Raw genomic sequence first — 20,654 nt, forward strand, 5'->3', positions numbered from 1 at the left:
CACGCGCTGCAGGTCGTCGGGCAGGCTCAGGTTCGGGTTCACCTGACGGCCTTACGCTCGGCGCGCGCGATGTCGAGCGCGATCTGGGCGACCCGTTGCGCGGCGTCGCGGTGTCCGGCCAGCGCGGCGGCCGCGGTCATCGACTGCATCCGGCCGGTGTCGGTGAGCAGGCCCACCACGGTGTCGGCGACGAAGGACGGGGACAATTCGGCGTCGTCGACGATCAGCCCGCCGCCGGCGTTGACCACGGGCAGCGCGTTGAGCCGTTGTTCGCCGTTGCCGATCGGCAACGGTACGTACACTGCGGGCAGCCCGACCGCGGTCACCTCTGCGACCGTCATTGCCCCCGAGCGGCAGATCGCCAGATCCGCTGCGGCGTAAGCCAAGTCCATCCGGTTCAGGTAGGGCACGGCGACGTAGGGCGGGTCGCCGTCGGCGGGCTCGCGAAGGTCCAGCGTGTTCTTGCTGCCGTGGGCGTGCAGTACCGAAATACCCGCGGCCGCCAGGTCTTTGGCGGCCGCGGCCACCGCCCGGTTGAGCGACTGCGCGCCTTGGGATCCGCCGAAGACCAGCAGCACCTTCGCATCGTCGGCGAACCCGAAGTGCGCCCGCGCCTCGGCCCGCAGCGCGGCGCGGTCCAACGAGGTGATCGCCGCGCGCACCGGCACGCCCACCACCTCGACGTCGCCGGGTAATCCCGGGTCGGGCACCGCGGAGAGCACGCGGCGCGCCGAGCGCGCACCGACCCGGTTGGCCCAGCCCGCGCTGGCGTTGGCCTCGTGCACCACCACCGGGACGCCGCCCCGGCCGAAGCGCCCGCGCGCCGCCAGGTAGGCCGGCACCGCGACGTATCCGCCGAACCCGACGACGACGTCGGCGTGGACGTCGTCGAGCACCGCGCGGGTCTGGCGCACCGCACGGCGCAACCGCACCGGAAGTCGCAGCAGATCACCGGACGGTTTACGGGGCAGCGGGACCGGGGTGATCAACTCCAGGCGATAGCCGCGTTCGGGCACCAGCCGGGTTTCCAGCCCGCGCTCGGTGCCCAGCGCGGTGATCTGCACTGTCGGATCGAGCGCGGTCAGCGCGTCGGCGACCGCCATCGCCGGTTCGACGTGTCCCGCGGTACCACCGCCCGCAAGCACCACCGAAACCCTATTCACCCGTAACGCTGACCTTCCAATGTGCGGGACCGCCGGCCTTTCTCAGATCGGCCGCCTCCATGATGCCTTGCGCCCCGTACCGGTCGGGCAGCCGCGGGGGGTTTGCGCGCGGGTTTCTTGGCCGGTTTGCGCGCGGGTTTCTTGGCCGGCTCCCGGGTGCGCAGGCGGTCACGCAGCGCTTCGGTGCGGGTCGGCACGTACGGCGCAGGCAACGGCAACCGCAACAACCGGTTCACCCGGTCGTCGCGGCCTGCGCGCAGCGCCGCCACCGCCTCGGGTTCGTGGCGCGCCGCGTTGGCCATGATGCCGATGATGAACAGCGTTGTCGCCGTTGAGGTTCCACCGGCAGAGATGAGCGGCAGCTGCAGCCCGGTGACCGGCAGCAGGCCGACCACGTAGCCGACGTTGATGAAGACCTGGCCCATGATCCACAGCGTCGCGGTCGCGGTGACCAGCCGCAGGAACGGATCGGCCGAGCGCCGCGCGATGCGCATGCCGGTGTAGGCGAACAGCCCGAACAGGCACAGCAACCCGGCGGCCCCGACGAAGCCGAGTTCCTCGCCGATGATCGCGAAGATGAAATCGTTGTGCGCGTTGGGCAGGTAGTTCCACTTGGCGGCGCCCTGGCCCAGTCCGTCGCCGAAGAACCCGCCGTTGGCCAGCGCGAACCGCGCCTGTTTGGCCTGGTAGCCGGAGCCCTGGGTGTCCATCTGGGGGTTCAGCCACGACATCACCCGGTCGGACCGGTAGCCCTCGACCATGGCCAGCACCGCCGCCGAGGCCATCACCGCGAACAGCGAGGACACAAACACCCGCAGCGGCAAGCCGGCGTACCACAGCAGCGCCAGCAGGATGATGCCCAGCGAGACCGTCTGCCCGAGGTCGGGCTGGGCCACGATGAGCGCCAGCGCGATGACGGCGGCGGGCACCAGCGGCACCAGCATCTCGCGCAGCGAGGCCCGCTCCATGCGGCGTGCGGCCAGCAGGTGCGCACCCCAAATCGCGAACGCGATCTTTGCCAGCTCGGAGGGCTGCATGGAAAAGCCCGACACCACGAACCAGCCGCGAGATCCGTTGGCTACCTTGCCGATTCCCGGCACCAGCACCAGGATCAGCAGCACAATCGTGATGGCGAAGCCGGTGAACGCCAGGCTGCGCATCACCTGCACCCGGGTGCGCAACGCGACGTAGAACCCGATCAGCCCGACGACGGTCCACAGCACCTGCTTGCCGAACACCACCCACGGCGAGCCGTCCTGGTCGTAGGAGTAGACGCCGGAGGCCGAGAGCACCATCGTCAGCCCCAGCATGGTGAGCAGCGCGGCGACGGCGATGATCAGGTGAAACGACGTCATCGGCCGGCCCAACCAGCTGCCGAACCGGGTGCGCGGCGCCGGCTGACCCAGCGGTTGCTCGGCGGCGTCTGGGACGACGCCCACCCTGCGCTGCCGCAAGCGGGTCAGGATGTTGCTCATCGGCGCTACCTGGACAGGGCGCGCACGGCCGTGGCGAACGCGTCGCCGCGGTGCCCGTAACTGCTGAACTGGTCGAAGGATGCCCCGGCGGGCGCCAACAGCACGGTGTCGCCGGGTCTGGCCAGCTCGTGTGCGGCGGCGACCACGGCTGACATCACCGCCCGTCCCGTCTCATCTGTCCCATTTGCCCCAAGCATCCCAGAATCCTCCCCCGTCACAGGCGTAACAACGGGGACATTCGGTGCGTGTCGCGATAACGCCTCGGCAATCAGCTCGCGGTCGCGCCCGATCAGCACGGCGGCGCCCAGCCGGTCCGCCACGGCGGCCACCAGGTCATCGATCGAGGCACCCTTGAGCAGGCCGCCGGCGATCCACACCACCCGCGGATAGGCGGCAATCGACGCCTGGGCGGCGTGCGGGTTGGTGGCCTTGGAGTCGTCGACATAGGTGACGCCGTCGACCGTCGCGACGACTTCGGCGCGGTGCCTGCCGACCGTGAACCCGCGCAGCGCGGCGGCGATGGCCTCGGCCGGCACGTCGACCGCGCGGGCCAACGCGGCGGCCCCCAACGCGTCGAGCACCCCGACGGGCCCCGCGACCGGGATCGACGCCGCCTCGGCCAGCCGGACCTGGTCGCCGAACGCGTTGTCGATCAACATCCCGTCGAGCACGCCGAGTTCGCCCTCCCCCGGCTCGCCGAGCCGGAAGCCGGTGCGGATGTCTGCGGCGGCGGTGTCGAGCAGGCCCGCGGCGATGGGATCGTCGAGCCCGACGACGCCGACGCGGCCGTCGAGCACGCGGGCCTTGTCGGTCGCGTACGCCTGCAACGATCCGTGCCAGTCCAGGTGGTCTTCGGCGACGTTGAGCACCGCACCCGCATCCGGTCGCAGCGACGGTGCCCAGTGCAGTTGGAAGCTGGACAGCTCGACGGCCAGGATGTCCGACGGTTCGGCGAGCACGTCGAGCACCGGGTTGCCGATGTTGCCGCACAGCAGGGCGCGCCGTCCTGCCGTCACCAGCATGGCGTGCAGCATCGAGGTCGTGGTCGTCTTGCCGTTGGTGCCGGTCACCACCAACCAGCGGCGCGGCGGCCCGAACCGGCCCGCGCGATCCAGTCGCCACGCCAGCTCGACGTCACCCCAGATCGGCACGTTCGCCGTCGCCGCCGCGGCCAGCACCGGCGTGGTCGGCGCGAACCCGGGGCTGGTGATCACCAGCGCGTACTCGCCGATGCTCGCCTCGGCCTCGGCGGTGGTGACGACGCGGGCCGGCGTGATGAGCCGCTGCAGGGCCAGCGGGTCGTCGTCGCAGATCGTCAGCCGCACGCCGGTGGGTTCGAGCACGGCGCTCACCGAGCGCCCGGTCAGCCCGGCGCCGGTGACCAACACCCGGGCGCCCGGCACCAGCGGGGCGAGGTCGGACATCTCAGGCCCCGACGGTGGTCAGCCACTCGCTGTAGAAGAGCGCCACGCCCAGACCACAGGCGATCGCCGTCAACAGCCAGAACCGGATGATCACCGTCGTCTCGGCCCAGCCCACCAGCTCGAAGTGGTGGTGGAACGGCGCCATCCGAAACACTCGGCGTCCGGTGGTGCGGAACGCGAGTACCTGCACCACCACCGACACCACCTCGGCGACGAACAACGCGCCGAGCACCACGGCGAGCATCTCGGTGCGGCTGGTCACCGACAGCCCGGCGATGATGCCGCCCAGCGAAAGTGAACCGGTGTCGCCCATGAAGATCTTGGCCGGTGCGGCGTTCCACCACAGAAAGCCGATACACGCGCCCGCGGTGGCGGCTGCGACGATCGCCAGGTCCAGCGGGTCGCGCACGTTGTAGCAGCCGAGTCCGGGGGTGGTGGCGCAGGCGTTGCGGAACTGCCAGAACGTGATCAGCACGTAGGCCGCGCACACCATCGCCATCGCACCGGCCGCCAGCCCGTCGAGGCCGTCGGTCAGGTTCACCGCGTTGGACCAGGCGCTGACGATCAGCACGCAGAACAGCACAAAGATCAACGGCGGCAGCGTGACCGTGGCGATCTCGCGGACGTAGGACAGGTCGGCGCTGCCCGGTGTGAGCCCGTCGGCGTTGCGGAACTGCAGGGCCAGCACGCCGAAGATGACTGCGGCGGTCAGGATGCCGACGGATTTCGCGGTCTTGTTCAGGCCGAGGTTGCGCGCTCGCCTGATCTTGATCAGGTCGTCGGTGAAGCCGACCAGGCCGAGCGCGGTGGCCAGCGCCAGCACCAGCAGGCCCGAGGCCGACGGGCCCTTACCGTCCATGACGACGCCGACCAAATGGGTGCCCAGGTAGCTGGCCCAGATGCCGGCGACGATCGCCACCCCGCCCATCGACGGGGTGCCGCGCTTTTTGTGGTGGCTCGGCGGCCCGTCCTCGCGGATCTCGTGACCGAAGCCCTGCCGGGTGAACAGCCGGATGAGCACCGGGGTCAGCAGGATCGAGACCGTCAGCGCGATGCCGACGGCGATGAGGATCTGTCTCATCTGTTGGCCCCGTCAGCGGTGCCCGCCGCCAGCGCGTCGGCCAGCGGCCCGAGCCCCGCCGCGTTGGACGCCTTCACCAGCACCACGTCGCCGGGCCGCAGTTCGGCCCGCAGCAACGCCAACGCGGCGTCGGCGTCGGCGACCATGGTCGCCTCGGGGCCCCACGATCCCTCCATCACCGCACCGTGGTGCATGGCGCTCATAGCCCTCCCGGTTCCTACGACGATGAGTCGTGACACATCTAATCGCACGGCAAGCCGACCGATGTTGTCATGCTCAGATATCGCGTCATCGCCGAGTTCGGCCATTTCGCCGAGCACCGCCCAGCTGCGGCGTCTCCCGCCCACGTGCGCGATGGCGGCCAGCGCTTTCAACCCGGCCCGCATCGAGTCGGGGTTGGCGTTGTATGCGTCGTTGACGATCGTCACACCGTCGTCGCGGGTCACGACCTCCATGCGCCGTTTGGACACCGGGGCGGCGGCGGCCAGTGCGGTGGCCACCTGCTCGAGCGTGGCGCCGCATTCGAGCGCGACCGCGGCCGCGCACAGGGCGTTGGACACCTGATGGTCGCCGTGTACCGCCAGCGCGACGTCGACCTGCTGATCGGCGGCGTGCAGGCGAAACTGCGGTCGGGCCAACGCGTCCAGCGTCACCGCATCGGCCCACACGTCGACGTCGGCGGTGCCCGGTTTCCGGCTGACCCGGACCACCCGGGCGCGCGTCTGATCGGCCATCGCCGCCACCGCGGTGTCGTCGATGTTGAGGATCACCGCACCGTCAGAGGGAACCGCTTGGGGCAGTTCGGCTTTCGTCGCCGCGATGGCCTCACGCGAACCGAACTCGCCGAGGTGCGCGGTGCCGACGTTGAGCACCACGGCGATCGAGGGGACGGCGATGGCGGCCAGCGCCGCGATGTTGCCGCGATGCCGGGCCGACATCTCCAGCACCAGGAAGTCCGTGGACTCCGTCGCGCGCAACACCGTCCACGGATGGCCGAGTTCGTTGTTGAACGAGCCGGGCGGCGCGACCACCTCGCCGAGCGGCGCCAGCAGCGCAGCCACCAGGTCCTTGGTCGACGTCTTGCCCGAGGAACCCGTGATGCCGACGACTTTGAGCCCGCCGTCGACCAGTTCCGCGGCCACCGCGGCAGCCAGTTTGGCCAGCGCGGCCAGCACCGCCGCACCCGAACCGTCGGCGTCATGCTCGAACACCAGGCCACCGCGGTCGGTCGCCGAAGGTGTGGGGTCCACGACGACGGCGGGCACCCCGACCGGGCGGGCGGCCAGCACCCCGACCGCCCCGGCGGCGACGGCGGCCGCGGCGTGGTCGTGCCCGTCGGCGCGGGCACCGGGCAGCGCGAGGAACAACCCGCCGGAAGTGACTGCGCGCGAGTCGAACTCGACAGTTCCGGTGACTTTGGTGGCCGCGGCCTCCTGCACGCTGATGTCGGTGAGCCGGCCCCCGACGATGTCGGCGATCTGGGCCAGCGACAGGGCGATCATGTGCGGTGCTCCAATGCTTCCAGCGCGCCGGCCAGCACGTCGCGGTCGTCGAACGGGCGGGTCTGGCCCCGGCTGGTCTGCCCGGTTTCGTGGCCCTTACCTGCCACCAGAACAACGTCGCCTGGCGCCGCCCACGCCACCGCGTGTTCGATCGCCATGCGGCGGTCACCGATTTCGACCACCTCGGCGCTCCCACCGGCCGCACCGGCCACGACCGCCGCGCGGATGTCCGCGGGGTCTTCGTCGCGGGGGTTGTCGTCGGTGACCACGACCAGGTCGGCAAGTTCGGCGGCGACGCGGCCCATCGGGGCGCGCTTGCCGGCGTCTCGGTTACCGCCGGCGCCGAACACCACGGCCAAGCGGCCGGTCCGGTGCGCGCGCAGCGTTTCGAGCACGGCCTGCAGCGCACCGGGTTTGTGAGCGTAATCGACCAACGCAAGAAACGCCTGCCCGCGGTCGACGGCCTCGAGCCGGCCGGGCACTGTTGCGGTGCGCAGCCCGGGTGCGGCCTGCTCGGGGGAGGCGCCGACCGCGTCGAGCAGCGCCACCGCCAGCAGGCCGTTGGCGACGTTGAAGTGGCCGGGCAGGCCGATGCGCAGCCGGTGATGCACGCCCGCGGGGTCGACGGCGATGAAGTCCTGTGCGGGCGCCGCCGAGCCGGTGTCGACCGCGCGAATGTCCTCGACGCGCCAGTCGGCGTCGCGGCCGGTAGTGCTCACCGATATCGGCCGGTGCGCGCGCGCTGCCATCGCGCATCCCGCGTCGTCGTCGACGCACACCACGGAAACGTCGGCGTGCGTGGGTGATTCGGGGTCGAACAGGCGGGCTTTGGCGTCGAAGTAGTCTTGCATCGTCGGGTGGAAGTCCAGGTGATCACGCGACAGGTTGGTGAACCCGCCGACCGCGAAACGCACGCCGTCCACGCGCCCCAGCGATAGCGCGTGGCTGGACACCTCCATGACGACCGTGTCGACGCCGCCTTCGAGCATCAGCGCCAACAACGCCTGCAGATCGGGGGCCTCCGGGGTGGTCAGCACGCTGGGCTGGTCGCGCCCGTCGATACGGATGCCGACGGTGCCGATCAGCCCCGCGACCCGGTCGGCCGCGCGCAGCCCCGCTTCGACCAGATAGGTGGTGGTGGTCTTCCCGGACGTGCCGGTCACGCCGATCACGCGCAGCTTCTCCGACGGATGCCCGTACACGGTGGCCGCCAACTCGCCGAGCACCGTTCGCGGCGCGGGATGCACCAGCACGGGCACCGCGACGTCGGCGCCGATATGTGCCAACCCGTCGGGGTCGGTCAGCACGGCCGCGGCCCCGCGGGCCAACGCTTCGCCGACGAAGCGGCCGCCGTGTGAGGCGGACCCGGACAGCGCGGCGAACACGTCACCGGGCCGGACGTCGCTGCTGCGCAGCGTCACGCCGGTGATCTCGATGTCGGGCACCGGGCCCGGTGCGGCAGGTGCCGCCGCCAGCTGCTCAGCGAGCTGCGCGAGCGCGGCGCCGGCAGGTTGGCGGGGACGCAGGTTCATCGCGGATGACACAGTACCGGCCGGCCACCGGCGTCCGGCCGCAAGCGGTGCTCTGCGCAGGTCAGTCGGCGACCAGCACCAGCGGCGCGCCGGGGTCGGCTGACAGCGGCACGTTCTGGCTCTGCAGCAGCCAGGACATGATGTTGTGGAACAGCGGCGCCATCGAGCTGCCGGGTTCGCCGTCGGCCGCCCGGTCCGGGTCGTCGGCCATGACCCCCACGACGTAGCGCGGATCCTCGGTCGGGGCCATGCCCGCGAACGTGATCCAGTAGACGTCGCTGTAGTAGCAGCCGCACGCCGGGTTGATCTTCTGCGCGGTGCCAGTCTTGCCCGACACCTGGTAGCCCTCGATGGCCGCCTGCGGTCCGGTGCCCTGCTGCACGCCGCGGGGATCGCGTTGGACGGGCGCGCGCAACATGTCGCGGACGGTCTTGGCGGTCTGCGCCGACACCACCCGAACCCCCTCGGGACGCGGCTCGTTGGTACGGGTGCCGTCGGGTGCGACCGTGGTCTTGACGATCCGCGGCGGAATCCGCACACCGTCGTTGGCGATGGTCTGGTACATCCCGGTCATCTGCAGCAGGGTCATCGAAAGGCCCTGCCCGATGGGCAGGTTCGAGAATGTGCTGCCTGACCACTGGTCGATCGGCGGCACGATGCCCGCGCTCTCACCGGGCAGGCCCACCCCGGTGCGCTGGCCGAGCCCGAACTGGCGCAACAGATCTGCGAACCGCTCCGGGCCGATCCGCTGCGCGAGCATCAGCGTGCCGACGTTGGACGACTTCCCGAACACCCCGGTGGTGGTGTAGGGCATGACGCCGTGTTCCCAGGCGTCGCCGACGGTGACGCCGCCCATGTGGATGGAACCGGGCACCTGCAGCACCTCGTCGGGTTGGGACAGCCCATATTCGATGGCACCCGCCGCGGTGACGATCTTGTTGACCGAACCGGGTTCGAACGGTGCGGACACCGACGGGTTGCCCAGTTCCCGGTTGTCCTGTCTGCCGATGTCCTGGGAGGGATCGAAGGTGTTGTCGTTGGCCATCGCGAGCACCTCACCGGTTTTCGCGTCGAGCACCACGGCCGACAGGTGCTTGGCCCCGGACAGGTTCTTGGCCTGCTGCACCTGCTGTTGCACGTAGAACTGGATGTCGTCGTCGAGGGTGAGCATGACCGTGGAACCATCCACCGCGTCGTGGCGGTTGCGGTAGCTGCCCGGGATGACCACACCGTCAGAGCCGCGGTCATAGGTGATCGACCCGTCGGTGCCCGCCAGCGCCGCGTCGAGCGAATCCTCAAGCCCCAAGAGGCCGTGCCCGTCCCAGTCGATCCCGCCGATGATGTTGGCGGCCAGGGAGCCACCCGGGTACTGGCGCAAATCTTGACGCTCTGCACCGACTTCGGGGTACTCCGCCCGGATGGCCTCGGCAATGGCCGGGTCCACCGCGCGCGCCAGGTAGACGAACGTTTCGTCGCTTCGCAGCTTCTTGAGCACCGTCGTCGCGTCGGGCTTGTTGTTCAGCCGCGACGCGACTTCTGCGGCGATATCCCGCAGTCGTTCGTCGGGGTCGGGCGCATCGGAGGTCTTCGCCCTGGCCTCCTCCAACTGTTTGCGCACCTTGGCCGGTTGAAAGGTCAAGGCGCGCGCCTCGATCGTGAACGCCAGCTTGTCGTTGTCGCGGTCGACGATCGCCCCGCGCACCGCTTTGTCGACGTCGGTGACCTTGAGTTGGCTTGCGGCCTCGGCGCGTAGGCCCTCGGCGCGCGGCACCTGCAGGTGGAACAGCTGCGCGGCGGCGACGACGAGCAGCAGGAAGATCACGGCGTTTCCGGTGCGGTGCCGGAACACGAACGACGCGCTGCGCAGCCCGCTGTCGACGATGGGTGAACGGGTACGCCGCGCCTTGGCCGAGCGCTCCTGTGTGGTGGCGGTCGCACGTTTGGCCGGGCGGGGCTTGGGTTTTGCCGTTCGCCGGTTCTGGCGCTCGCCGCGGCTCATGCCGGAGCGCCGACCGCGGGCACGGGCACGGGTGCGGGTGCGGGTGCGGGTGCGGGTGCGGGTGCGGGTGCGGGGACCGGGAGCGGTTGTTGCATCCCGGGCACCGGCCCCGGCGGACCCTGCGCGGGTACGTGCGGCACGGCACCGGGCACCTGCGGCACCTGCGGTACCTGCGGCACGACGCCGGGCGTCTGCTCCGTCGTGGACGGTAACCGAACCGAGCGCTCGAGCGGTTCGACCACCCGGGGCGCGGGCGACGAGGGCGGTGGCGGCGGTGCCGCCTCCGGCAGCGGTGTGTTCAGCGGCGGCGGCGGAACGCCCTCCGCGGGTTTCGGCGTGCCGACCACGATCCAGTTACCCGCCGGGTCCTGCACCAGGTGCGCGGTGTCACGCGACGGGATCATGCCGAGTTCGCGAGCCGCCTCGGCCAACGCCGGTGCGGCCTGCGCCTCGAGCACCTCGCGTTCGAGGGCTTCCTTCTGTTGCAGGAGCGCCTGGTTGGTCTCGCGGGCGTTGCCGAGTCGATAGGAACGCTCCGCGGCGTCGGTGGACAACCACAGCGTGATGCCGAGGCCGAAGCCCAACGATCCGATGACCAGCACCACGAACGGCACCCGGGCGACCAGGGTCCGGGGGTTCAGGTCGATCGATGCGAGTTTGACGATGAGCCGCTGCCGAAGTGGTGGCCGGATAACCTTGGGCGCCTTGGCTTTACGCGCTTTGGCTCGGGCCTTGGCTTGGCTGGTGTTCTTCGGCCGGGCCGGTCTCGAGACCGGGCGCCGGATCGGACCGGTTTGCGGCGCCGAGCGGGCGGCGCGCTGCTCGCGAGGCGGTTTGCGCCGTGGCGGCGCATCGGCCGTGCGGCGCTGCGGATTGCGCGCGTTACGTGGTTCGCGCGGGTTGCGCGGATCCCGCCGACCCTTGTCGTTGCCGCGCACCGGCGCTTTACGCTTGGCCTGCTTGGGTTTCACGCCGCTCCCCTCACCTTTTCCAGTGCTCGTAGCCGAACAGATGCACTACGCGGGTTCAGTTCCACCTCCGCAGGCGCTGCGCGTTCGGCGCCGCGGGTCAATGCGACGAACTGCGGTTCGTGCCCGGGCAATTCGACGGGTAGACCGGGAGGTGTGCGCGACGCCGTCGCGGCGGTGAACGCATTCTTGACGATGCGGTCCTCCAGAGACTGATAGGCCATCACCACGATCCGCCCGCCCGGCGCCAACGCGGATAGCGCCGCGGGCAGCGCCGCGCGCAGCGAGTCCAGTTCGCCGTTGACGACGATGCGCAGCGCCTGGAAGGTGCGCTTGGCCGGATGGCCGCCGGTGCGCCTGGCCGGCGCCGGGATCGCCTGATACAGCAGTTCGACGAGATCACCTGTGGTGGCAAACGGTTGCCGAGCGCGACGGCGGACGATCTGGGCGGCGATGCGACCGGCGAAGCGCTCTTCGCCGAATTCGCGCAGCGCGCGGGTCAGCGACTTCTCGTCGTAGGTGTTGACGACCTCGGCGGCTGTCAACGTGGCGTCGGGGTCCATCCGCATGTCCAACGGTGCGTCGGCGGAATAGGAGAACCCGCGCTCGGTGCGGTCGAGCTGCATCGACGACACCCCGAGATCGAACAGGATGCCTTGCACGAGCATGGAGTCTTTGCTTGTCCAATAACCGGTTTCACCCAGAACGCCTTCGATGCCGTCGTAGCGGGTGCGCACCAACATCACCCGGTCGCCGAACGGGGCCAACCGTTCCCCGGCGATCCACAGCGCGTCGGGGTCGCGGTCCAGCCCGATCAACCGCAGACCGGGAAACTGTGTCAGGAACCGTTCGGCATGTCCGCCCGCGCCCAGCGTGGCGTCGACCAACACGGCGCCGGTGCCGTCGGAACTGTGCCGGGTCAGCGCCGGTTCGAAAAGTTCGACACAGCGGTCGAGCAGGACCGGCACGTGACCGTGAGCTTCCGGGGCCATCGCAATACCTCTCGCATATGCCCTTTTCCGACCGAGCAGCGGGCCCGCTGCACCGGGGTCCCTGTCCGAGAGCACGGACCTGGCGTTGGGGAAGTACGCCAGGGCCGGTTCGGGCAGAGGCCGCGATGCACGGGCCGCATGCCGGTCAGCCACCGAATCAGATGATGTCGTGCAGAGCTTCATCGGTGGCCGCGGAGAAGTTCTCTTCGTGGGTCTGCTGGTACTCCTGCCATGCCGTGGAATCCCAGATTTCCAGGTAGTCAACCGATCCGATCACCACGCAGTCCTTGGACAGGTTGGCGTAGCGGCGATGATCGGCGGACAGCGTGATACGGCCCTGCGAATCGGGATGCTGTTCATCGGTGGCAGCGGCCAGGTTGCGCAGGAACGCCCGCGCCTCCGGGTTGCTGCGCGAGGCCTGCGACGCCCGTCGCGCCAGCTTTTCGAACTCGGCGCGCGGGTACACGGCCAGGCTGTGATCTTGGCTCTTGGTGACCATCAACCCTCCTGCCAGCGCGTCGCGGAACTTGGCGGGCAGCGTGAGCCGCCCCTTGTCGTCGAGCTTCGGCGTGTAGGTGCCGAGAAACATCTCGCCAACCTCCAACTGCCCGGCCTGTCAACAGAGCCCCGGTCGCTCCGTTGTCCGCCACTTTACCCCACAATCCCCCACTTTGCCCCCAATGCAGCGTGTCAATGTCGCGACTTCCCCACCCAACGCCACGAGCACCGGTCGGCGGTAACCCCGCGAACAGCAAAACGGCAGGTCGTAGCGGGTGGGGTGAAGTGGGGGCGAGCGGGGCACGAAAAAAGGGGCAGCCCGGGCGGGCTACCCCTTCTTCGGTGTCAAACTATTCGTCGAAGCGGCGGCGGAAACGGTCTTCCATACGGCTGGTGAACGAGCCGCCGGCGCCCTTGGCCTTCTTCTGCCGCGGTGCGCCCGGCTCGGGAGAGCGGTCACGGCCGCCGACCACCCGCGGGCCGGTGATGGCGAACACCACCCCGCCGAACATCACCATGAAGCCGATGACGGACAGAACCGGAAAGCCGCTGATCTGGGTCGCGGGGAACGCAACACCGGAGACCAACAGCGCCAGACCGACCACGAAGAGCGCGGCGCCCTGGAGGCGACGCCGCGCCGAGGGAGCGCGCAAGGTGCCACCACGAACGCTGGACGCGAACTTGGGGTCCTCGGCGTAGAGCGCGCTCTCGATCTGGTCGAGCATGCGCTGCTCATGATCGGAGAGTGGCATTCGTCCCTCCCTCGAAACCCGGGGCCGACCCGGCCATCTCAAAAACTAAACAGTCGCACCCGCCGCAACGGGCACCTAACAGTCATGATACGAGGTCTACCTGAGCCGTACCACCTTGTTGGACCCCCGATTGTATGACGTGCGCCGCCGCTGGGAAGCAGCAGCATGTCACCGAATAATGGAACCAGACCCCGCACCACCCCTCGGAGAAGGCGAGAACAGTTGGCGACACATCTCATCGATCTGTCGCCGAGCGATATGCAACGCCGGCTCGGTGACGCCCTGGCGGTGTACGTCGACGCCATGCGGTACCCCCGCGGCACCGAAGCTCAGCGCGCCTCGATGTGGCTGGAGCACACCCGCAGACAGGGCTGGAAGGCCGTCGCCGCCGTCGAAGCCGCCGACAACGACGCCGAGGCGGTTTCGCAGGCGCCGATGCTCGGCATCGCCTACGGCTACTGCGGCGCACCCGACCAGTGGTGGCAGCAGCAGGTGGTGTCCGGTCTGCGCCGGGTGGGCGCGGACCGCTCGCGGATCTCGGAGCTGATGACGAGCTACTTCGAGCTCACCGAGCTGCACATCCACCCCCGCGCTCAGGGCCGCGGGCTCGGTGAAGCGTTGGCGCGCAGGCTGCTCGCCGACCGCGCCGAGTCCTACGTGCTGCTGTCGACACCGGAGATCAACGGCGAGTCCAATCGGGCCTGGCGGTTGTACCGACGGCTCGGCTTCACCGACATCATCCGCGGCTACCACTTCGCCGGAGACCCGCGCGCCTTCGCCATCCTGGGCCGGTCGCTGCCGCTTTGACGTGTCGATCTGGCACGATGACCACGTGCCGGCCCTCTTCAAGCGCGGCAGCAGAACCCGGCTGCTGGCTGTTGTTCTGGTGTTGCTCGTGGTGTTGCCCACGGCTGTGGGGTGTGTGCGGATCCGCGCGTCGATCACCGTCTCCCCCGACGACCGGGTATCCGGGCAGATCGTCGCGGCAGCCATTCCGCGCAACGCCGACGACAAAGGCCCGCAACTGCTCAACAACCTCCCGTTCTCCAACAAGGTGGCGGTGTCGGAATACGAACGCGACGACTACGTGGGCTCGCGGGCGGTGTTCTCCGACTTGACGTTTGCCGAGGTCCCGCAGCTGGCCAACATGAACCGCGACGCCGCGGGCGTGGACATCTCACTGCGCCGCGCCGGTGACCTCGTGATCCTCGAGGGCCGCGCCGATCTCACGTCCCTCAACGATCCGGAGGCCGACGTGTCGTTGTCGGTGTCGTTTCCCGGAGAGGTGACCTCGACCAACGGTGATCAGGTCTCCGCGGAGATCGTCCAGTGGAAGCTGCGCCCCGGCGTGGTCAGCACGATGAACGCCCAGGCGCGCTACACCGATCCCAGCGCCCGCTCGTTCACCGGCGCCGCGATCTGGCTCGGGCTGGGCTCGCTGGCGGTGGCCGGCCTCATCGGCGCGCTGGCGTATCTGAGCCGCGACCGGTCGCCCCGCGTCGGCGGCCCTGCGCCGTAACCGGCGACGGCCACCGCCTGAGTTGCTAATTGCCCAGCTGCAGGCTCTACTCTGAATGCGACTCGGGCCGGGGTAGAAACGCACAGCGAAAGGGGCGCCCTCTGAGCGTGCACACTGTGGCACCGTCAGCCGTCGAGTTGGCCGGCGCCGTCACCGAACAGCTGCGTGAGGTGCTGGCCGAACGCGCCGAAGACGGCGCCTACATGGGCCCCGCCTACGCTGAGCTGACCGCCGCGCTGGAGGAATTTGTGCTGCGCGGCGGCAAACGGCTGCGGCCCGCGTTCGCCTACTGGGGCTGGCGCGCGGTCGCCGACCACGACGCGGACCCACTCGACCCGCAGGCGCTGCGGCTGTTCTCCGCCCTTGAGCTGCTGCATGCCTGCGCGCTGGTCCACGACGACGTCATCGACGCCTCGGCGACGCGGCGCGGGCTGCCCACCGTGCACCGGCTGTTCGCCGACCGGCACCGCGCCAACGCCTGGCACGGGCCTTCGGAACAGTTCGGGGTATCAGCGGCCATCCTGCTGGGCGACCTCGCGTTGGTGTGGGCCGACGACATCGTTGCGACGGTGGATCTGCCGGCCGAAGCCCATCGGCGGGTGCGCCGGATCTGGGCCGCGATCCGTTCGGAGGTCCTCGCCGGCCAGTACCTCGACATCGTCTCCGAGGCCAGCGGCGCCGAAGCGGTGGAGTCCGCGATGACGGTCAACATCTACAAGACCGCGTCCTACACGATCTCGCGTCCGCTGCAGTTGGGTGTCGCCGCGGCCGCCGACCGGCCCGAGGTGCTTGCGGCGTTCCACGAGATGGGCAATGACCTGGGCGTCGCGTTCCAGCTGCGCGACGACGTTCTCGGCGTGTTCGGCGACCCCGCCGTGACCGGTAAACCGTCCGGTGACGATCTGCGGTCGGGCAAGCGCACGGTGCTGCTGGCCGAGGCGATCGAATTGGCCGACAAGAACGATCCCGCGGCCGCCAAACGGTTGCGCGCCGCCATCGGCACCGAGCTCTCCGACGCCGCGGTGAAGGACCTGTGCCAGATGATCGAGTCGGTGGGCGCGTTGGCCGCCGTCGAACAGCGCATCGCGGAACTGGCCCAACGAGCCCTGCACACACTGGACGCGGCACCGATCGACGAACACGCCAAAGCCGGGCTGGCCGAGCTCACCAGATTGGTAGCGAACCGGTCCGCCTAGAGACATGACGACCTCCCTGGTACAACACCTTTCGCGACTGACGTCGTTCGCGACATCCCCGCAGGCACAACCCGCCCGGCTGGGCTTTCTGGGGGCCCTGTTGATCGCGGCAGGCGGGCTGGGCGCCGGCAGCACCCGACTGCACGATCCGCTGCTGGAGTCGATGCACGTGTCGTGGCTGCGCTTCGGGCACGGGCTGGTGTTGTCTTCGGTGCTGATGTGGGCCGGCGTGGCGCTGATGCTGGTGGCGTGGCTGTGGCTGGGCCGTCGTGTGATCGCCCGCACCACAACCGAATACACGATGGTCGCCACCACCGCGTTCTGGCTGGCTCCGCTGCTGCTCAGCGTTCCACTGTTCAGCAGGGACACCTATTCGTACCTGGCCCAGGGCGCGCTGCTGCGCGACGGCTTCGACCCCTATGCCGTCGGCCCCGTCGACAACCCGAACTCGCTGCTGGACAACGTGAGCCCGATCTGGACGACGACCACCGCGCCGTACGGGCCCGGCTTCATCCTGATCGCCAGGTTCGTCACCCAACTGGTCGGCGAGGACATCGTCGCGGGCACGTTGCTGCTGCGGCTGTGCATGCTGCCCGGTCTGGCGCTGCTGATCTGGGCCGCGCCGCGGGTGGCCAGACATGTCGGCGCCGACGGCTCGACCGCGCTGTGGATCTGCGTGCTCAACCCGCTGGTGATCATCCACCTCATGGGCGGCGTGCACAACGAGATGCTGATGGTCGGGCTGATGATGGCGGGTATCGCGCTGGCGTTCTCCGGCCGCCACGGCTGGGGTGTGGGCCTGATCGCCGCCGCCGTCGCGGTGAAAGCCACCGCGGGGCTGGCGCTTCCGTTCATGGTCTGGGTGTGGGCCCGTGACCTGCGGAGCCGACGCGGCTACGGCGCGGCCAAGGCTTTCGTGATCGCCACGGTGGCGTCCGCGGCGCTGTTCGTCGTGGTGTTCGCGATCCTCTCGCTCATCGCAGGCGTGGGCCTGGGCTGGCTGACCGCGCTCGCCGGCTCGGTGAAGATCATCAACTGGCTGACCATCCCGACCGCGGCGGCCAACCTGATCAACGTCATCGGCGGCCTGTTTGGCGCGGTCAACTTCTATGCCGTGCTCGACGTCACCAGGATCATCGGCATCGCGATCATCGCGATCGCACTTCCGTTGCTGTGGTGGCGTTTTCGCCATACCGACCGGGAGGCGCTGGTGGGGATCGCCTGGGTGATGGTCGTGGTGGTGCTGTTCGTGCCCGCCGCATTGCCCTGGTACTACACCTGGCCATTGGCAGTGGTTTCCGCGCTGGCGCAGACCCGGTCGGCGATCGCGGTGATCGCCGGGCTGTCGACATGGATAACCGTGGTGTGGAAGCCCGACGGGGCGCACGGAATGTACTCGTGGACGCACGTGCTGCTGGCCACGGCGTGCGCGGTGGTGGCGTGGTATGCCCTGTACCGGACGTCGGGGACGACCGAGCTCAATAAGCGGGCGGTCAATAAGCCACGACCGCGGGCGGTCAATAGGCCATCGCCTGGGCCCGACGGACCACCTCGCGAGCCTGGTGGGAATGCAGCGCATCAACCGGCCGAGCATTGACCTGATTTTCGGTGCTGCCGTCGCGGCGGATGGTCAGCGATGGGTCCGGGGTGAACAGCCACCGCATGATCTCGGTCTCGTGATATCCCCCGTCCTGCAGGACGACGAGCAGACCGGTCAGGCTCTTGACCACATGTCCGGTGTCGTCGAAAAAGACCTTGGGCACCACCACCTCACCGTTTCGGCGCACGGCGATCAGGTGGCCCTCCTTGAGGTGCTGATGCACTTTGGACACCGGTACGCCGAGCAAGTCGGCGACCGCGGGCAGGTCGTACACGGCCTCATCGGGATCGAGAACATCTTCGGCGGCCGGAATGGTGCTCACCACATCGAGTCTAAGTCGAGCGGGCCGTCTCGTTAACATGTCTTCGGTGGAAGCCAACCAGCAATTGGATCCCCTGGGCGGGACCGTGCTGGATGGCCGCTACCGGGTGGACACGATCATCGCCACCGGTGGCATGTCGGCGGTATACCGCGGCCTGGACCTGCGGCTCGACCGGTCCGTCGCGGTCAAGATCATGGATTCGCGCTACGCGGGTGACACCCAGTTCCTCACCCGCTTCCAGCGCGAGGCGCGCGCGGTGGCCCGGCTGAAGGATCCGGGCCTGGTCGCCGTCTACGACCAGGGTATGGACGGTCAGCAGCCCTTTCTGGTGATGGAGCTCGTCGAGGGCGGCACGCTGCGGGAACTGTTGCGCGAACGCGGCCCGATGCCGCCGCACGCCGCCGCGGCGGTGCTGGCGCCGGTGCTCGGCGGGTTGGCCGTCGCTCACCAGGCCGGGCTGGTCCACCGCGACATCAAACCCGAGAACGTGCTGATCTCCGACGAGGGCGATGTCAAGATCGCCGACTTCGGCCTGGTGCGCGCGGTGGCCGAAGCCAAGATCACTTCCACCAGCGTCATTTTGGGTACGGCGGCCTATCTGTCGCCCGAGCAGGTCAGCACTGGCAACGCCGGGCCACGCAGCGATGTGTACTCGGCCGGCATCCTGCTCTACGAACTGCTCACCGGCGCCACACCGTTCACCGGCGACAGCGCACTTGCCGTGGCGTACCAACGGATGGACAACGACGTTCCCATGCCGAGCTCGGTGATCGCCGGTGTCCCAGCACAATTCGACGAGCTGGTGCTGCACGCCACCGCCCGCGACCCCGCGCAACGCTACGCCGACGCCCAGCACATGGCCGACGAACTGGACGCGATCGTCCACGAGCTGGGCCTGCCACCGTTCCGGGTGCCCGCGCCGCGCAACTCGGCACAGCACGCGTCGGCGGCGCTGCACCACAGCCGGCACCCATCACCGGCGCAGCCCCCGCCTCAGCACACCCGCGAGTTCACCCGCGACGACATCGCACCCGAACCCGAATATCGGCCTGCCACAGGGACTTTCGCAGGTGTCGATATCGACGAGTTCTACTGGGCGCGCCAACGCACCAGACGGGCGGGATGGTTCTGGTTTCTCACGGTGCTGACCCTTACCGGCCTGACCGCCGCAGGCGCGTGGACGCTGGGCACCAACATCAGCGTCCTGCTGTAGCGGCCGGACTCTAGTCGCGCAGCATCTCCGCGACCAGGAACGCCAACTCCAGGCTCTGCTGGGTGTTGAGCCGCGGATCGCACGCGGTTTCGTAGCGGCCCGCCAGATCGGTGTCGGAGATGTCCTGCGCGCCACCGAGGCACTCCGTCACGTCCTCACCGGTGATCTCGACGTGGATGCCGCCGGGGTGAGTGCCCAGCGCCCGGTGCACCTCGAAGAAGCCCTGCACCTCGTCGACGATCCGGTCGAAGTGGCGGGTCTTGTACCCGTTGGACGACTCGTGGGTGTTGCCGTGCATCGGATCGCACTGCCAGATCACCTGGTGGCCGGTGGCCTGCACCTTCTCGATGATCGGCGGCAGGGTGTCGCGAATCTTGTTGTTGCCCATCCGGGTCACCAACGTCAGCCGGCCGGGCACGTTATTCGGGTCGAGGCGTTCGACGTACTCGACGGCCAGTTCCGGCGTCATCGTCGGGCCGATCTTGACGCCGATCGGGTTGGCGATCACTTCGGCGAACGCGATGTGGGCGCCCTCGAGTTGGCGGGTCCGCTCCCCGATCCACACGTAGTGCGCCGACAGGTCGTAGAGCTTTGGCTTGTGCTCCCCCGTCATACCTTCGGCGTCCTCGGTGGACAGTCGTAGCATCGCGCGCTCGTAGTCGAGCACCAGCGCCTCATGGCTGGCGTAGATCTCCGCGGTCTGCAGGTTGCGGTCGTCGACGCCGCAGGCGCTCATGAACGTCAACGCGCGGTCGATCTCACCCGCCAGCGCCTCGTAGCGCGCACCCGCGGGCGAGATGCGGACGAACTCGCGGTTCCAGTCGTGCACCTGGTGCAGGGACGCCAGACCCGACGCCGTCAGCGCGCGCACCAGGTTCATCGCGGCGCTGGCGTTGGCGTAGGCGCGCACCAGACGTGACGGGTCGTGTTCGCGGACGGCGGGATCCGGCGCGAAGCCGTTGACCATGTCGCCGCGGTAGGACTTCAACCCGAGCGCGTCGATGTCCGACGAGCGGGGCTTGGCGTACTGGCCCGCGATCCGGGCCATCTTGACCACTGGCACGCTGGCGCCGTAGGTCAGCACCACCGCCATCTGCAGCAGCGTGCGGATGTTGGCGCGGATGTGGGGTTCGGTGTTGTTGACGAAGGTCTCGGCGCAGTCCCCGCCCTGCAGCAGGAACGCCTCGCCGCGGGCCACGTCGGCCAGGAGGCCCTTGAGTCGCTCGACCTCGGCGGGCACCGTCACCGGCGGAACGCTCTCCAACACCGTCCGCATGGTCTTGGCGTGTTCCGCATCCCAGCTGGGCTGTTGCACCGCCGGCTTGGCCAGGGCGGCGTCCAACCGCTGCCGCAGCTCATCGGGTAGCGGCGGCAGCGGGGGCAGCTGGTCGATGGGTACGTCGACGGTCCAGTTCACC

18 protein-coding genes are annotated in these 20,654 nt (G+C 69.3%); 5 read left to right on the plus strand and 13 right to left on the minus strand.

Annotation, left to right across the window (positions count from 1 at the left end; translation table 11 throughout):
* Window positions 1-38: 38 nt before the first annotated feature.
* The 11 genes from murG to ABQF13_RS18485 all read right to left on the minus strand — a co-directional run bounded on the left by murG (window position 39) and on the right by ABQF13_RS18485 (window position 13,386).
* Window positions 39-1,163 (minus strand): undecaprenyldiphospho-muramoylpentapeptide beta-N-acetylglucosaminyltransferase, encoded by a 1,125-nt coding sequence (murG, locus tag ABQF13_RS18435; RefSeq protein WP_448394217.1) that lies wholly within the window; start codon window positions 1,161-1,163, stop codon window positions 39-41.
* A complete protein-coding gene (ftsW, locus tag ABQF13_RS18440; RefSeq protein ID WP_448394218.1) occupies window positions 1,160-2,638 on the minus strand; it encodes a putative lipid II flippase FtsW in 1,479 nt (492 codons plus the stop codon). Before ftsW ends, murG begins: the two co-directional genes overlap by 4 nt.
* Window positions 2,639-2,643: 5 nt before the next feature.
* Complete coding sequence (gene murD, locus ABQF13_RS18445; protein ID WP_448394219.1) at window positions 2,644-4,062, minus strand: UDP-N-acetylmuramoyl-L-alanine--D-glutamate ligase; 1,419 nt, start codon at window positions 4,060-4,062, stop codon at window positions 2,644-2,646.
* 1 nt (window position 4,063) lies between these two features.
* Complete coding sequence (mraY, locus tag ABQF13_RS18450) at window positions 4,064-5,143, minus strand: phospho-N-acetylmuramoyl-pentapeptide-transferase (RefSeq protein WP_448394220.1); 1,080 nt, start codon at window positions 5,141-5,143, stop codon at window positions 4,064-4,066.
* Window positions 5,140-6,645: a UDP-N-acetylmuramoyl-tripeptide--D-alanyl-D-alanine ligase gene (locus tag ABQF13_RS18455; RefSeq protein ID WP_448394221.1), complete on the minus strand. Its 1,506-nt coding sequence runs from the start codon at window positions 6,643-6,645 to the stop codon at window positions 5,140-5,142. The genes mraY and ABQF13_RS18455 overlap by 4 nt, the downstream gene beginning before the upstream one ends.
* A complete protein-coding gene (locus ABQF13_RS18460) occupies window positions 6,642-8,177 on the minus strand; it encodes a UDP-N-acetylmuramoyl-L-alanyl-D-glutamate--2,6-diaminopimelate ligase (protein WP_448394222.1) in 1,536 nt (511 codons plus the stop codon). Before ABQF13_RS18460 ends, ABQF13_RS18455 begins: the two co-directional genes overlap by 4 nt.
* Window positions 8,178-8,238: 61 nt before the next feature.
* On the minus strand, window positions 8,239-10,176 hold the full coding sequence (locus ABQF13_RS18465; RefSeq protein ID WP_448394223.1) for a peptidoglycan D,D-transpeptidase FtsI family protein: 1,938 nt from the start codon (window positions 10,174-10,176) through the stop codon (window positions 8,239-8,241).
* A complete protein-coding gene (locus ABQF13_RS18470) occupies window positions 10,173-11,147 on the minus strand; it encodes a cell division protein FtsL (protein ID WP_448394224.1) in 975 nt (324 codons plus the stop codon). The genes ABQF13_RS18465 and ABQF13_RS18470 overlap by 4 nt, the downstream gene beginning before the upstream one ends.
* Window positions 11,144-12,319 carry a 16S rRNA (cytosine(1402)-N(4))-methyltransferase RsmH gene (gene rsmH, locus ABQF13_RS18475; RefSeq protein WP_448394225.1) on the minus strand — a complete coding sequence of 392 codons (1,176 nt, stop codon included), beginning with the start codon at window positions 12,317-12,319 and terminating at the stop codon, window positions 11,144-11,146. Before rsmH ends, ABQF13_RS18470 begins: the two co-directional genes overlap by 4 nt.
* Window positions 12,294-12,725 carry a division/cell wall cluster transcriptional repressor MraZ gene (gene mraZ, locus ABQF13_RS18480; RefSeq protein WP_448394226.1) on the minus strand — a complete coding sequence of 144 codons (432 nt, stop codon included), beginning with the start codon at window positions 12,723-12,725 and terminating at the stop codon, window positions 12,294-12,296. Before mraZ ends, rsmH begins: the two co-directional genes overlap by 26 nt.
* 259 nt (window positions 12,726-12,984) lie before the next feature.
* Window positions 12,985-13,386 (minus strand): SCO2097 family morphological protein, encoded by a 402-nt coding sequence (locus ABQF13_RS18485; protein WP_448394227.1) that lies wholly within the window; start codon window positions 13,384-13,386, stop codon window positions 12,985-12,987.
* Between the two features lie 222 nt (window positions 13,387-13,608).
* Between ABQF13_RS18485 and ABQF13_RS18490 the strand changes: the two genes are divergently transcribed.
* From ABQF13_RS18490 to ABQF13_RS18505, 4 genes are all read left to right on the plus strand, one after another.
* Window positions 13,609-14,193 carry a GNAT family N-acetyltransferase gene (locus tag ABQF13_RS18490; RefSeq protein ID WP_448394228.1) on the plus strand — a complete coding sequence of 195 codons (585 nt, stop codon included), beginning with the start codon at window positions 13,609-13,611 and terminating at the stop codon, window positions 14,191-14,193.
* A gap of 25 nt (window positions 14,194-14,218) precedes the next feature.
* Window positions 14,219-14,905, plus strand: a complete 687-nt coding sequence (locus tag ABQF13_RS18495; protein ID WP_448394229.1) for an LppM family (lipo)protein — start codon at window positions 14,219-14,221, stop codon at window positions 14,903-14,905.
* Between the two features lie 107 nt (window positions 14,906-15,012).
* Window positions 15,013-16,101 (plus strand): bifunctional (2E,6E)-farnesyl/geranyl diphosphate synthase, encoded by a 1,089-nt coding sequence (gene idsA2 / locus ABQF13_RS18500; protein ID WP_448394230.1) that lies wholly within the window; start codon window positions 15,013-15,015, stop codon window positions 16,099-16,101.
* 4 nt (window positions 16,102-16,105) lie between these two features.
* Complete coding sequence (locus tag ABQF13_RS18505) at window positions 16,106-17,698, plus strand: alpha-(1->6)-mannopyranosyltransferase A (protein ID WP_448394231.1); 1,593 nt, start codon at window positions 16,106-16,108, stop codon at window positions 17,696-17,698.
* Here ABQF13_RS18505 and ABQF13_RS18510 read toward each other — a convergent pair.
* Window positions 17,619-18,023: an Rv2175c family DNA-binding protein gene (locus ABQF13_RS18510; RefSeq protein ID WP_448394232.1), complete on the minus strand. Its 405-nt coding sequence runs from the start codon at window positions 18,021-18,023 to the stop codon at window positions 17,619-17,621. The two genes, ABQF13_RS18505 and ABQF13_RS18510, sit on opposite strands and share 80 nt — an antisense overlap.
* Before the next feature lie 37 nt (window positions 18,024-18,060).
* Here ABQF13_RS18510 and ABQF13_RS18515 point away from each other — a divergent pair, with 37 nt between their 5' ends.
* Entirely contained in the window at window positions 18,061-19,236 is a 1,176-nt protein-coding gene (locus ABQF13_RS18515) for a protein kinase domain-containing protein (RefSeq protein ID WP_448394233.1), read from the plus strand.
* 10 nt (window positions 19,237-19,246) lie between these two features.
* On the opposite strand, the gene ABQF13_RS18520 is transcribed toward ABQF13_RS18515, so the two are convergent.
* Window positions 19,247-20,653: a class II 3-deoxy-7-phosphoheptulonate synthase gene (locus ABQF13_RS18520; RefSeq protein WP_448394234.1), complete on the minus strand. Its 1,407-nt coding sequence runs from the start codon at window positions 20,651-20,653 to the stop codon at window positions 19,247-19,249.
* Between the last annotated feature and the right edge of the window lies 1 nt (window position 20,654).

The sequence above is a fragment of the Mycolicibacterium sp. XJ879 genome (assembly GCF_053483935.1).